This is a genomic window from Eubacteriaceae bacterium ES3, assembly GCA_030586155.1.
Lineage (GTDB): Bacteria > Bacillota > Clostridia > Eubacteriales > Eubacteriaceae > Acetobacterium.
This window is the reverse complement of sequence record CP130741.1, coordinates 688,087-701,864: the sequence shown is the minus strand read 5'-3', so window position 1 is coordinate 701,864 and position 13,778 is coordinate 688,087. Positions and strand designations below refer to the sequence as shown.

Below are 13,778 nucleotides of genomic sequence, written 5' to 3'. Positions count from 1 at the left end.
CTGTCATTCCTATTTTGTCCCAGCCGAAACCCCATACTGAGTTTCAACAATCATGCCTGCTTCCAATGGTGTCACGCAGGTTCTAACATTAGGTTTTCCGTTAACGACCATAACGCAGTCAGTACATCGGCCTATGGCACAAAAGATGCCTCTGGCCGATTCCTTTTTAGTATGTCGATGGACCAGCAGCCCAGCCGCTCTTAGTGCCGCAGCGATAGGCTCCCCGTCAAAACCGGTTAAGATTGTGCCATCCATTTCAAACTCTACCAGGCTTCCTTTTTGAACTTCGCCTAAAATAGGGTGCTTTTCGATTCTCATAGTCTTTCTCCACTTAAGCCAGATGAGGTTGATTCCACAAGTTGATTTTTTGTCCGATACTATTTTCAAGGGCATTTCGATAAACAACTGTTCCCCAAGCCACATCTTCTATTGGCATTCCACCAACAGAGAAAATAACAATTTCATCCTCTTTTTTATGAGCAGGTTTTTTGCCAACCATAATATCACCCAGATCATCAATTCCATCTTTGGGAAGCTTACCGTCCGCAATCAGGTCCATACAATTAACTGCCGGAATCGGAATAATGTTGTATGCCGGATATGGCATTTCATCTGCCCATGCTTCATATAATTCAATATTATCAGCAACATTGTGGGCACGGTTAATAATAAAGTCTTCATCAAATCGGGCTGATGCGGGACAACAAACCACTGCACCCGGTTTAATCCACTCTTCTTTTACATAAGGGTAAATAGAAGGATCTCCTGTTTCCGTAGATGTCGCAATGATGACCACATCTGAACCTCTAACTGCAGATTCAATATCTTCAACGATTTCGATAGTTTTAATGCTTGGTAATTCTTCTTCGATATATTTTACAAAAGCATCCAGAGATTTTTTACTTCGTCCTTTTATTTTTACTGTTTCAATACCTGGTCGAACAGCCACACTGGCCGCCAGGGCCGTTTTACTCATAACACCTGGTCCGACAATCCCTATCACTTTAGCATCTTCTTTAGCAAAATACTTAACACCAACGCCAGGTACCGCACCCGTTCGGTAGGCACTTAAAATATTGGCTGACATATAAGCCAGTGGTGCTCCAGTATCCTTATCATTTAAAGTCAGCATCAGAATCGATCGGGGTAGACCCTTCTGTTTGTTTTCTGTATTTGATCCATACCATTTCATACCGACCATATCAAATTCGCCACCCAAGTAAGCCGGCATGGCCATAAACCGTCTATCCGGTCCGTCAACTGGCATATTAGGGAACTCTGATTCAATAGGGAATGTCATCATCACCCCGTGAGAATTTCCGTTGGCACCACCCATACGGTAATCCCCCATTTTCAGCAATCGGAACATATTATCCATGGCTTCAACACAACCAGCCATATCTTTAACACCTGCTTTAATCATATCCTCTTCACTTAAGTATAAAAAATCAATTTTTGGATTCATCATTTTTCTCCTTTAATTCATATTTTTTCATTTCGCTTATCATTTACATTAACTTTAATTTATTTATATTCTATATTTATTGTAAATTTCAGAACATTTTGCTTTTTATTGCTATTCAATCCGAGCAGTAATTATTCGACACCTAAATTAGCAATCGCTTCACTCTCTTCAGAATCATCTCCCCAATTTGCACGCTCATCCTCTACACGATCCATAGCAATTACGTCATCAATTGATACTGTTTCAAAAAGTCGTTTTTTCATTACAAATTTCACCCAAACAGCTGAATAAACTACTAAAACCAACATCAGAACTGCAGTAGTCATATAAATTGATGCTTTAATCTCCGGATCATCAATCACATTGGCAATCATATAGACCATCCCGGCAATCCCGATAATTTGTGGCAGACCACCCAATTTTACAGAAAAAGTTCGCGGACGATTAGGATATTTCTTTCTCAGAACTAATACATTGATGTGGGCAATAATATAGGCGATCATCCAGAAGGTGCATCCTGTTAGAATGAAACGAATCAGATCATCAGCAGACGTAATTCCAGATAGAAGCGCTATTGAAATCAGACCATAAAGAACAATTAAACTGATATAAGGTACATTGTATTTATTTGTTTTAGCAAAAACTTTTGGTAGCATTCCACTTTCCGCCAGTCCCATCAGCATTCGTGGAACACTGGCAAGGACAGTATTTAAGGTCGAGATAACCGCTCCTACACTGATAATTAGCATCCAGTTGGTTCCAAAATCTCCTAACATCATACGAGCAAACTCCATATGTGGCTGATTTGATGTTACAAGAATATCGTATGGAACATAGTTTGAAATGGCAAATACCATCACCGACTGCACAACTAATAGTAGCAGTAAAGAAATAATCATACCTCGAGGAATGTTTTTCTCCGGATTTTTTATATCTTTGGTAAGAGGTGTTACAAATTCACATCCAATAAAGAGCCAGAAGGCTAACGCTGTTAAACTCAACACGCTCATTCCCATCGGATTAAAGTCAGTTACCGCCTGAGTCACCACTTGTCCACTGCCAATCTGTGTTGCACCAATAACGCCCAGTAAAATCAACGAACCCAACATAAAAGCAGTAACCAGAATCTGTGTAACTGCGTATGATTTCATTCCAAAATAATTGATAACAAATAAGGCGGTTAAGGCAATTAATGTAATCAGAATCGGATCCATATTTGGCAGAACCGTTGAAGTTACCACAAAACCGATCATTGCCGCTTCAGAGCTGGCTGTAAAAATATTGGTAAATAGATAACCGCCTATTACTGCGATCATCGAAACAAATGGACCTAACGATGCCAAAGTATACTGTCCAAGTCCACCGGTAATTGGCATTAGAGCATTGAGCTCCGCAAACGAAAAGGCAACCAGTATATTAAGCGCACAGGCAATCGCCATGGCTATTATAAATCCCTTGCCAGCAATTCCTACCCCCTGTGATAATGATACCAGACAGCTGGTTGCAACAATCAGACCAACACCGGCTGCTATCGCACTAGATAAACCTAATTTTTTTCCTAACATCTTAGTTCTCCTTTTTTATAGCTATTTTCGAATATTACTTGAGGTTATAGTGTAACGAGGTTTCACTTTTAGCGAAAAAAAACGCCATTGTCCTTTCAAAGGACAATGGCGTCGTTGCCGTTTCAAACAATAATCAAATTTGATGTTGTCATTATAGAGGATTCTCACTATCATTATCTTGTAAAAATCGGAAGTGATTCAATCTTTTCTTGCAATTTTTTATAAATACTATATAATATTTGCAGAAGGTAAAGAGGCCAAACCCCGAAAGGTTAGGTCTCTTTTTGCTATTCTAGATGAAAAAAATTAACTATTCATTTGAGGTGATTACACATGCATTCTATGTTACAACCATACTTCGTTTTATCGACTGAAAAATATCTTAAAGCAATCATCAATAATTATGGAATTTCCCATTTTTATTCATTTACAAAAAACGCCGCTACCGAACAGGAAATAATCGCTGTTCCCGATGGCTGCATTGATATTCTGTTTACCTGCGATGAACATCATCCAATTGCAGAAATTTGCGGCTCTGTCTTAAAACCTCAAAATGTACTTGATCAGCCAACTCGATATTTCGGTGTACGTTTTTATCCCGGCCAATGCATCTTAAACCGTAATCTAGATATTAAGGATGTGATTGGTAACCAGATCGGTCTTCTAGACATCTTCGATGCCGGTTCGGTTTTTGAAACAATTATCACTAATACCGATTTTAATGTCCAGGTTTCAACATTTCTAAATTTTTATCTCAAAACTGTCGTTAAGAATGATAGTTGTTTAAAAACAGATGAACTAAAAGGACATCTATTAAGTCAAATTCTTAAAAGCAAAGGTCAAATCAAAGTAAAAGAACTAGCTAGCGATGTTGGCTATAGCGAACGGACTATCAACACCAAGTTTATGAATTATTTCGGGATCTCCCCCAAGGTATTGTCTAAAATTGTTCGCTTTCAGAATGTATTATCTGAGTTGAATCGCAGCAATACTATTAAAAACCCAGACAGTCTGATCGACATTGCTTATAATGCCGGATACTTTGATCAGTCCCATATGTATAAGGATTTTAACGAATTTTCAAAAACTTCTCCCGGACATTATCTGGAAATTTTAAAAAACAATCATTATAACGATCGACTGGTAGTTGTATAATTTTAGACTTTCTTAATTTGAGGACCAGAAATATTTAAAAAGTTTTCCAATTACTAAACTATCTAATAGCTTTTTTAAGGGCTTTACTCCTTATAAAAGCTTTTTTATTTGTTAAATTTATCGATAACAAATTAAAAAGAAAGTTGACAAAATAAAAATGCGTATTATAATTGACTCAGTCAACTATTTTATTGAAGGAGCATTTATGAACAACATTTTCAAAAGCCCAAAAGGAATTATACTTTCTATCATTGCTATCATTATTTTAACTGTAATCCTCGTTATAACTGGTATGATCATTTATCTAAAACAATATACAAACCCATCTGATAAAATACTTTCCGAAGCTGGCATTACTGAAAAAACTGCAAAAGTTGGCGAGATAAATTTCAATTATGCAGAAGGCCCTAATAACGGTCCACCACTCTTACTCCTGCATGCTCAACTGTTAGATTGGTATACATATAACCTTGTATTACCTGAATTGTCAGAACATTTTCATGTTTACGCAGTCGATTATCCAGGTCATGGAAAAACCACCTATCCAGAAGGCTACAAAATGAATGCCAATCAGATTGGCAGTGATCTTGCTGCTTTTATCGAAACAGTTATTGGCCAACCCGCATATATCAGTGGTAATTCATCCGGTGGACTCTTGACCACCTGGCTGGCTGCAAACAGACCTGATCTGGTAAAAGCCATTGTCCTTGAAGACCCGCCACTATTTGCTTCAGAATATCCACAAATCAAAGAAACCATTGCTTATAAATCTTTTTCAACCAGCAATAAGGCTATCGAAGAAGGCTATCAGGGCAATTTTCTTGATTACTGGGTTGCCAACAGTACCGAATTCTTTAAAACTTATACTGGACCTTTTTCCCAGCAGCTAATCCAGTATGCCGTTTCAAGCTATAAGAATGCCAATCCTGGCGAGCCTGTTGAAATTGCCTTTCTTCCTGCCTCCGTTCAGGAAATGCTTAGAGGTCTTAATTATTACGATCCAAGTTTTGGACAAGCTTTCTATGATGGAATCTGGAACGAAGGATTTGACCATGCCACTGCTTTATCAGAAATTCAATGTCCCGTACTTTTAATTCAGGCTGATTTTTCCTATAAAGAAGACGGTACCCTGGACGGGGCCATGTCTCAGGAAATGGCAGATCGAGCTGTAGCATTAATCCCCAACTGTACTTATGTAAAAGTGGATGCTGGTCACGTCACCAATCTGGAGGTAGCAGAACAGTATTCGCAGATTCTAGAGGATTTTTTTCTTATCAACAAATAAATTCTAATGAAAGGAAAATGATTTTAATTCATATAAACTAATATGGACGAACTTACAATTATCAGAAGTCTTGGCATTCTTTCGCGAACATTTGTTAGTACGATGTCAAAAGAACTCACCGCAACTCACCTCTCCTTCTCTGAGAGCATCTTTCTAATCAATATCGGTGAAAATGAAGGAATTACTCAAGAGGCACTTGCCTCTTTTCTAGCAATTGATAAAGCAGCCGTTGCCAGAAGTGTCAAAGCTCTTGAAACGAAAGCTTATCTATTAACTAAAAAATCTGCGTCTGATAAAAGAGCCAAGAATCTTTTCCTGACAGAAAAAGGGCATACGCTTTATCAGGAAATATATGAACTTCATATTAAATGGGCAAAAAAAGCGCTTAGTGATTTATCCCAGGCAGAAATCCATCATTTTGCGTCAACCATAGAGAAAATCTCTGAGCAGGCAAAACAATCTGACGAAGAAAGGTCAAAATAAATAATCCTGAACTTCGGGACTAGAATACCTACACTTTTTTAGATACCGTAACATAACTGCCTCAGACGAGCCTTATGGATCAGACCACTAAAATATTTTGTAAAAATATCATGATTTTCCAAAAACCACTTGTCAGACTAATACTTTTGTTTTATACTTGAATTAAATATATCTCCGATAAAGGCAAACCATTTGAAAATTTGGGACGCAAAGCCACGGGTCTAAGGCATTTCGCTAAGACAGCCGGGTTGCCGAAGAGGGCACGGTCATAACTGTGTGCCTTTTTAGGCATACAGTTTTTTTAATGGAGAGCAAATGAAAGGAGTCTTTTTATGAAAAAAAGATTAACGTTCCTATTGGTCTTAATGCTGGCATTCTCAATGCCGGTTATGGCTGCGCCGAAAGATAAGGGTAACAACGGTAAAAAAACGACTGTCGAACCCCCTGTCATTTCTGCCCCAGCGGTTGACATAACTGAAGATACTACTGACGAAACAGATGTAGTTGATGAAACAGTTGTTGATGATACAACTGATGAAGCCTCTGAGCAAGAGGGAAAACCGGATAAAGAAAAACCATCCAAACCCAAAAATGATTTCAAACAGGAATTAAATGAACAGAAAAAAGAACTGACACAGGAAAAATCAGCAATCGCTGAAGAAAAGGAAGCTCTAGAAGCGGAATATGAAGCACTTTTAGCTTCCGGTGATACAGAAGCTGCTGAAGCACTGCTTAGTCAGATTGATGAACTTAACAAATCCATGGATGCTTTAAAAGATCAGATCAAAACGATCATCAACGAACGACATATGGTCGTTAAAACTATGTATACCGACGAAGAATTGGCTCAGTTTGATACAGCTGCTGACCTAATCGAGCAGATGTATGAAGATGCCCAGGCATTAGATGCAGGAAGTTTAACCATCAATAATCAGCTGATTAAATTTCAGGCGCCAATTTATATTAAGGGCGGCGATGTGATGGTTCCTGTAAAGGCCCTTACTGAAAAAATGGGAGCCGAAGTTCTATTTGATGAAGAAACTAAAACTCTTACCATTACTAAAGATTCGACTGTAATTACCGTTACCACTGCCGATGTTGAGGTCACTATCGATGGAGAGGTCATTGATATCACTGATCAAATCGAAGTCACCTGTGGTCGAACCTACATTAATATGGAAGTGTTATCTGAACTGTTAGGTCTTGAATCCAGCTATGATGAAGAAAATGAAATCATTGAGATTGAAGAACCAGCTGAAGAAGATACTGATACACCAGTAGATGAAACTGCCGATACTCCTGCCGACGATGCTACCGATGAAACTGTCGATACTCCTGCTGATGAAACTACAGATGAAACTGCTGACAGCCCAGTTGAAGACACTCCAGATACATCTGCAGATGAAGATCCTGTGACACCTGATCTTGGTGAAACACTTTAGTTTGACCTCCTTATTTAACGGTTGGGGAATAATTTCCCCTGCCGTTTTTTTCTTGCTGATAATCTTACAGTTTTTTAAACTAATTAACCGACACGGAGATAGTCAATTAACTGTAAGTTAAATTGACTATCTCCGGTCGGTTAAAATTTTCCAATATTTTATTAATCCTATCCGATATAAAGTAAAATTATCGTCTTCTGTTTCTATTATTATTTATTTTCCGACGCCGGGACACCAACGGTTTATCTTCTGCTAACGATACTTTTCTAAGTCGACCCTTGATTTCTTTCGTTTGCAGGGCTTTAAGTACCATGTTTCCCTTGTTATTTAAAATCTCCACAAAGGTTGAAACATCAAGAATCGTGATCACCCCAATATCGTCAGCGGTCATCCCTTCAAGTGAACAAAGGGTTCCAACAATATCTACTGGCCTCATCTTTGTCTTTTTACCGGCATTAATATGGAGCTTGGTAATCTCTTTGCTTAGTGCGTGTGCTTTGTCTAGCTTTTCTTCGGGTTTACGGTTTAATTTCTCAAGGTAGTCTGCTTTATGCGCCTCCACTTCTTCATCTGTTGGCGCAACTTTTTCGATCATTTCCTGTCCGGTGAATTGAATAATATCTTGGACTAGTCTACTATCCCTATTCGAAGCTAAGGTAATTGCTTTTCCGCTTGTTCCCCTCCTGCCGGTACGGCCAATCCGATGAACATAGGTTTCTGTTTCCCATGGTACATCGTAATTAATCACCAGCTCAATTTCATGAACATCAATCCCCCGAGCTGCCACATCAGTCGCAACCAAATAGCGAAATTCTCCTTTTTTAAAACTGTTCATCACCTGTGTCCGCTCATCCTGCTCCATGCCACCATGAATTTTTCCAAAAGCCTGATTACTTTTTCCAAGTTCATTGTAGATAGCATTAACGACTTCCCGGGTGTTGCAAAAGATGATGGCAGAATCAGGATTTTCCATTATTAAAAGATCCGAAAGAAGCTCCAATTTTTCACTTCCACAACAAATCATTTGCTTAATGGCTGGCTGATTGCTGACTTGGGATTTAATCTCAATCAGTTGGGGATCTTTCATATAATTTTTAGACAGTCTGACTACTGCTTCTTCCATCGTTGCCGAAAATAGCATGGTTACACGCTCTTTAGGTAAAGTCTCAATGATTTCCTCAACCTGATCGATAAATCCCATATTCAGCATCTCATCCGCTTCATCAAGAATCAGCCATTTAATCTGATCTGTTTTAAGATTGCCCCGATCGATATGATCCATTACCCGACCTGGCGTTCCCACCACCACATGGGTTTTCTGCTTCAGCTCCCGCTCCTGTCGTTTAATTGGGGATTTTCCATAAAGAGCAGAAACTTTCACCCGCTTAAAGCGGCCAATATTAAAAATATCCTCATTTACCTGTAAAGCCAATTCTCTGGTAGGAGTCAGCACCAGCACCTGAGGGCTATTTTCTTCCCAATCCAGTTGCTCGCAAATGGGAATTCCAAAAGCTGCCGTTTTACCGCTGCCGGTCTGGGCCTGACATAAAATATCTTTATTTTCCAGCGCCACCGGAATTACCGCCTGCTGTACCGGGGTCGGCTCTTTATAGCCCAGTTTCTCGATCGCTTTAAGAATCGGCTCACTGAGCTGATACTGATTGAATTGATTATTTATCACTTTTCTTCACTTTCTTTAAAAAATTTCAAATTAAAAAGCTGTATCCACCCAAAGAAGATACAGCTGTCTGTAAGCTATCATAATTATAACCGATCTATGCTGTTTTAACAAGCATTATCATATTTGTTCGAATTACCTTTAAGGGTCTTACCCTAAATATTGAAACCTCGCCGAAAGATTATTCTGCGAGGTTTCAATAAATCTCATATTTATTTAATCCGCATTAAACAACGGTTCCAGCTGATCTGCATATTCGTTTAAGGCTTCCAATACAAAAGTATCCCAGTGTCTGGCATCCGCTTCACTGTCGCCAAAGACATAATCTTCCTGACCGTAATCAATCACATCAAATCCCGGAATAGCCTTGCTAGCACCAGCCGTTCGATACGCCACAGCATCGGCCAGTGTGAAACTGACATTACTTAAATCTGTGCTATTAACCCAGCTGCTGATATCTGTTCCTGTAGTTTCTATTTCAGTTCCATTTTCGGTCTGTTGTGTAGCCCCCGCTTTTGTCACTGTAACAGCTCCATCAACGTATTCTCCGTACATTTCATCCACATACAGGGATAATGAATTGCCGAAAATTTCCGAAGGCACATGACCACCGTCCCATTGCCATTCAATCACCGAATCAACACCAGCATTTAACCAGGCAATTTGCAGATTAAGTGAATTTAGCATTGACATGTCTCCCTCTGAAGCGCCCATGACTATTCTTGTCCAAGTTGGATTTTCAGTATCATCAACACCAATATAGTTCAGCGGATTATACAAGGATATAATATTATTCCCATATTCATCACCTGCTTCAATGGATGCGATATCCTCTTCATAGGCAACAACCATTTCCTCGTAGGTCCCATAATTAGCTGAATCAGTCTGTGAATCTGCCGACTGGGTGGTTCCGGTATCCGGTGTTCCAACTTCCATCTGGTTAGCGGTGTTGTCATTGGCTCCGTTTGTGGTATCAGTTGTCGTTTCGGTTACAGTACTGGTATCATCAGGCATGGTTCCAGTAAAATCACCCATTTCACCACTTGCATCGTCCAGCATTCCTGTCATATCACTAGGAGCATCGCCACCTGGACCGCCCATTCCGCCGGTTTCTGCACTCTTGGCATATCGACCCTCAATAAAGGCCTGAGCTTTATCGGCTGAAGTCATGGCCGCTACCGCTTCATCGCTAAGCGCCGTTCCACTTTCATCAAACCAGGTCCAGCCCTCAGCATAATCCAGATTATCCAGATACCACTGTAGGTTTTCAGTAAACTCCTGCAGATACAAATCCAAATAAGTGCCGTAATAGCCGTTTGTTTCTGGGTAAGTCTCGGGATCATACTCAATGGTTAAGGCAAGAGTATCCTCTAAATCTCCGTCTCCATTCAGATCTTTTTCAATGGCTGCTTCATCAACCGACAGATTCTGGTCATTGATATAATCCATATACTCTGTTGATAAATATTCTGCCATCTGGGCCTGGAAAGATGTATTAAAATCATAGGTTGAATCCATATAATATTCAAAGGCCATGGCGATATCCCCTTCATAAAGCGAAGTGATCGCACTGTAGGCTACACAGCCCCAGGCTCCATCAGAAATTTCATAATCAGTATCATCGATCGATACGGTTGTTGAATATGTTCCATCCTCATTGCGATAGACCCCAACCGCACCGGCTTCAATCTCATAATCATAATAATCCGGATTATTGGATGTCGCTGCAAACATGGTTGCATGAGCTCCACCACCAGAACCGCCAGTTGATACAAAGTAATCAACCGACCCCGGCAGATTACCTAACAGAATATTATATTTAACATATCGGGCTGCTGCCTTCTGATCAACCAGGCAAGAGGGCGCATCTCCAGTGTAAGTCGTATTGCCATCTTCATCTGTTACCGTATCCTGCTTACCACGGTTTCCGCAGGAAACATTGATGTAGCCTTCACTGGCATAGCTTGTTGCTGCGTTGGAATTATTTGATGAAGCATACCCCGCTGCTCCGGTGTTTAAGATAACTGGCGCTGTTTTGGCTGTATAAACCTGCCCATTGCTGTTGGTTACCTGGCTGTCATAATTAATGATCAATGAACCATTCACAGTTTCAGTATAGGATTCATAACTCACATTGGCTTGGCCATCACTGTCGGTATCAATCCCAACTACATAGGCACCTGGCACACAAACCGATACTCCCTGCTGATCAGGCAGCTCAGGATAAGCAACCGCCGAAACACTGGTTAATACCCAGGCATCAGAATCAGCTGAGTAAGTCCATTCCTGAACAGTGTTATTGGCCAGATTTAAAGTGGTCTCAATGTACTCCTGATCTGACGCTTGCAAATCAGTATCCGATGCACAAGCTATTACTAGAAAAGCCATTCCCGTAATCATCAGCAATAGCAAAAGTCTTTTCTTCATTTCGTATTCTCCTTAAAATTATTGGCAGCTCCTGCCCGCCATCATAATCCAACTCTCTTTAAATCTATTATAGCCAGCAAGATTTTTTTCTTCTCCGAAATTCAAAGGTATTTTATACGAAATTTTTCCGTAACAGTTATTTCTGCATGTTCATCTTATTTAATGTTTTTTGCGGCAAGACTATTCTAAAACAGTTTTTGGGATTTCCCAAAACATTTATTTCGCCGCCGTATAATTCAACTACCGATTTAACAATAGACAGACCAATTCCAGTCTTTCCGCCTTTTCCTTTATAGAATCGCTCAAATATGTGTGACAGATCATGTTCTGCTATTCCTGGTCCATCATCTTTTATCGCTATCTCAATTCCATTATCCGTCTTATGACAGCTAATCACAATCGTTTGGCAAGCATACCGGACTGCATTGGATAAAAGATTATTAACTGCCCGATAAAAATGATTTTCATTATAGGTATATAAAACCGGATCATTATCAAAATCAAAATCCAGTTTGAGCCCCTTTTTCTCGGCCAGAGCCTGAATGCTTCCAGCACAGATTGACAAGGTTTCCCGCAAATCAGATTCCTGCATTTTCACAGGCTTTTCTGAATTTTCAAGACGTGATAAGTATAAAAGATCTTCAACCAGATCGCTCAATCTGTCGGTTTCAGCAATCATAATCTGGCCAGACTTTTCTGGTTTCATTACTCCGTAAGCCACCCCTTCAGCGTAACAGCGCAGGGACATAATCGGTGTTCTGAGTTCATGCGAGACATTTTGAAAAAATGTCCGCTGTTCCCTCTCATTTTCAGAAAGCTGCCGGGCAGACAGGTTCATGACCTCCATCAGTTCATTAAATTCGTGATCACGAAATTGCTCATCATGTTGGTTGAAAATTCCCTTTCCCATCTCTCCAGCAAAAGCGGACAATTTTTTTACCGGTTTTGTCACCGTGTTGGCAATGGCGTTGGCAACCAGTAGACAGATCAACATGGCAATGCTGACGATCATCCCCAACACAATATTGATGGTTCGTAATAAGTTTTTAATATCGGTGACATCAGAGTAAATAACCATATAGGTGTCACTTAAAATTGGATCGATAATGGATGTAACATAATATTCCCTAGTCTCTGTTTTGATATGAATATGCTGAGAATCAGCAAGTGAGTCTCCCCTTTGCATAAGAGCTGTAGCAATCATTTCAAGCTCAGGATAATCTTCACCGATATTATAATCAGTAATTTGATAACTGTTGTCCAGATTAAAGATTTTTGCTTCTGTGTAAATTGACTGATTGAGAAAGCTCGTCAGATCAGGTCCCTTCTCCTCCTCTGGCTCCACTCCTAATTCCTCGGGTGGCTTTTCTAACCCTGAAAATTTTAATGAGCTGATGCTTTTTGCCGTTGCATCCAGATCATCGAAGATATTTGAGCGTAAAAAGTTTTCAAAGAAAAGATTAAAAGCCAAAAAAATGCTTAAAAAGACTGCAAGCATCAATATCAGTAATTGACTGAAAATCCGCTGTCTGATCGGCCATTTTCCTCTTTTCAGATTCATTCCGGCTCCTTCAACTTCAGGCGAAAACCAAATCCCCAAACGGCTTCAAAGCCCAGACGACTGCTTTTAAGTTTTTTTCGTAGTCTTCTGACTGTATCATCAGTAGCTCTGGTTTCTACATCGGTCTCGTACCCCCAGATTGCCTCTAATAATTCATCTCTTGAAACCGCTCGTTCCTGATTTTCTATCATAAACTGAAGGACTTGATATTCATTAGGCGTCAGATCTAATACTTGTTCACCGATTTTCACAATTTTCTCCTGGGGATCGAGACTAATATCTTCAAAATGCAATAAAACACTTTCTTTCTGACTTCCCTTTTGCTGCTCATATTCAATTCGTCTAAAAATTGCTTTGACCCGCATCACCAGTGCCATCGGTGAAAAAGGCTTGGTAAAATAATCATCACTGCCCAAACTTAATCCTTTGGCATAATCAAAATCCGAATCCATAGCAGTAAGCATAATAATCGGCACAGTAGAAATCTCTCGTATCTTCTTACAGACTGAAAAACCATCGATCTCCGGCATCATTATATCCAGAATCATTAAATCGCAGGGAATTTTGAGAAAGTTTTCAGCAGCTCTTTACCCCCGGAAAAATCCTCGACTTCATAACCGTCATTTATAAGAAATATTTTAATAGCCTCCCGGATATTATCATCGTCATCAGCAATATATATCAGCTTTTTATCCATGATTGCTCCTAAACATTATT

The 13,778-nt window shown here is 39.7% G+C and carries 10 protein-coding genes, 1 pseudogene and 1 riboswitch; of the genes and pseudogenes, 4 read left to right on the top strand and 7 right to left on the bottom strand.

Annotation, left to right across the window (positions count from 1 at the left end; translation table 11 throughout):
• Positions 1 to 9: 9 nt before the first annotated feature.
• The 3 genes from Q5O24_03130 to Q5O24_03120 all read right to left on the bottom strand — a co-directional run bounded on the left by Q5O24_03130 (position 10) and on the right by Q5O24_03120 (position 3,030).
• Positions 10 to 318 (bottom strand): (2Fe-2S)-binding protein, encoded by a 309-nt coding sequence (locus Q5O24_03130; GenBank protein WKY48334.1) that lies wholly within the window; start codon positions 316 to 318, stop codon positions 10 to 12.
• A 13-nt stretch (positions 319 to 331) separates the two neighbouring features.
• Positions 332 to 1,468 carry a tyramine oxidase subunit B gene (locus Q5O24_03125; GenBank protein WKY48333.1) on the bottom strand — a complete coding sequence of 379 codons (1,137 nt, stop codon included), beginning with the start codon at positions 1,466 to 1,468 and terminating at the stop codon, positions 332 to 334.
• A 128-nt stretch (positions 1,469 to 1,596) separates the two neighbouring features.
• Complete coding sequence (locus tag Q5O24_03120) at positions 1,597 to 3,030, bottom strand: APC family permease (protein WKY48332.1); 1,434 nt, start codon at positions 3,028 to 3,030, stop codon at positions 1,597 to 1,599.
• 333 nt (positions 3,031 to 3,363) lie between these two features.
• On the opposite strand from Q5O24_03120, the gene Q5O24_03115 reads away from it, so the two are divergent.
• The 4 genes from Q5O24_03115 (at position 3,364) to Q5O24_03100 (ending at position 7,395) form a co-directional block, all read left to right on the top strand.
• A complete protein-coding gene (locus tag Q5O24_03115; protein WKY48331.1) occupies positions 3,364 to 4,185 on the top strand; it encodes a helix-turn-helix domain-containing protein in 822 nt (273 codons plus the stop codon).
• 205 nt (positions 4,186 to 4,390) lie between these two features.
• Positions 4,391 to 5,470 carry an alpha/beta hydrolase gene (locus tag Q5O24_03110; protein WKY48330.1) on the top strand — a complete coding sequence of 360 codons (1,080 nt, stop codon included), beginning with the start codon at positions 4,391 to 4,393 and terminating at the stop codon, positions 5,468 to 5,470.
• A gap of 42 nt (positions 5,471 to 5,512) precedes the next feature.
• A complete protein-coding gene (locus Q5O24_03105; protein WKY48329.1) occupies positions 5,513 to 5,953 on the top strand; it encodes a MarR family transcriptional regulator in 441 nt (146 codons plus the stop codon).
• Positions 5,954 to 6,125: 172 nt separating this feature from the next.
• Positions 6,126 to 6,209, top strand: a riboswitch (cyclic di-GMP riboswitch).
• A 76-nt stretch (positions 6,210 to 6,285) separates the two neighbouring features.
• Entirely contained in the window at positions 6,286 to 7,395 is a 1,110-nt protein-coding gene (locus Q5O24_03100; protein WKY48328.1) for a copper amine oxidase N-terminal domain-containing protein, read from the top strand.
• Positions 7,396 to 7,582: 187 nt separating this feature from the next.
• On the opposite strand, the gene Q5O24_03095 is transcribed toward Q5O24_03100, so the two are convergent.
• From Q5O24_03095 to Q5O24_03080, 4 genes and pseudogenes are all read right to left on the bottom strand, one after another.
• Positions 7,583 to 9,076, bottom strand: a complete 1,494-nt coding sequence (locus Q5O24_03095) for a DEAD/DEAH box helicase (GenBank protein ID WKY48327.1) — start codon at positions 9,074 to 9,076, stop codon at positions 7,583 to 7,585.
• Positions 9,077 to 9,289: 213 nt separating this feature from the next.
• On the bottom strand, positions 9,290 to 11,500 hold the full coding sequence (locus tag Q5O24_03090) for a hypothetical protein (protein WKY48326.1): 2,211 nt from the start codon (positions 11,498 to 11,500) through the stop codon (positions 9,290 to 9,292).
• Between the two features lie 136 nt (positions 11,501 to 11,636).
• Positions 11,637 to 13,061 carry a HAMP domain-containing sensor histidine kinase gene (locus Q5O24_03085; GenBank protein ID WKY48325.1) on the bottom strand — a complete coding sequence of 475 codons (1,425 nt, stop codon included), beginning with the start codon at positions 13,059 to 13,061 and terminating at the stop codon, positions 11,637 to 11,639.
• Positions 13,058 to 13,758 (bottom strand): annotated as a pseudogene (locus Q5O24_03080) (response regulator transcription factor). Before Q5O24_03080 ends, Q5O24_03085 begins: the two are co-directional and overlap by 4 nt.
• Positions 13,759 to 13,778: the final 20 nt, after the last annotated feature.

Bases quoted from the DNA above. Each gene is read 5' to 3' on its own strand.
- Q5O24_03130 (WKY48334.1), bottom strand. From the start codon at position 318: ATGAGAATCGAAAAGCACCCTATTTTAGGCGAAGTTCAAAAAGGAAGC.
- Q5O24_03125 (WKY48333.1), bottom strand. From the start codon at position 1,468: ATGATGAATCCAAAAATTGATTTTTTATACTTAAGTGAAGAGGATATG.
- Q5O24_03120 (WKY48332.1), bottom strand. From the start codon at position 3,030: ATGTTAGGAAAAAAATTAGGTTTATCTAGTGCGATAGCAGCCGGTGTT.
- Q5O24_03115 (WKY48331.1), top strand. From the start codon at position 3,364: ATGCATTCTATGTTACAACCATACTTCGTTTTATCGACTGAAAAATAT.
- Q5O24_03110 (WKY48330.1), top strand. From the start codon at position 4,391: ATGAACAACATTTTCAAAAGCCCAAAAGGAATTATACTTTCTATCATT.
- Q5O24_03105 (WKY48329.1), top strand. From the start codon at position 5,513: ATGGACGAACTTACAATTATCAGAAGTCTTGGCATTCTTTCGCGAACA.
- Q5O24_03100 (WKY48328.1), top strand. From the start codon at position 6,286: ATGAAAAAAAGATTAACGTTCCTATTGGTCTTAATGCTGGCATTCTCA.
- Q5O24_03090 (WKY48326.1), bottom strand. From the start codon at position 11,500: ATGAAGAAAAGACTTTTGCTATTGCTGATGATTACGGGAATGGCTTTT.
- Q5O24_03085 (WKY48325.1), bottom strand. From the start codon at position 13,061: ATGAATCTGAAAAGAGGAAAATGGCCGATCAGACAGCGGATTTTCAGT.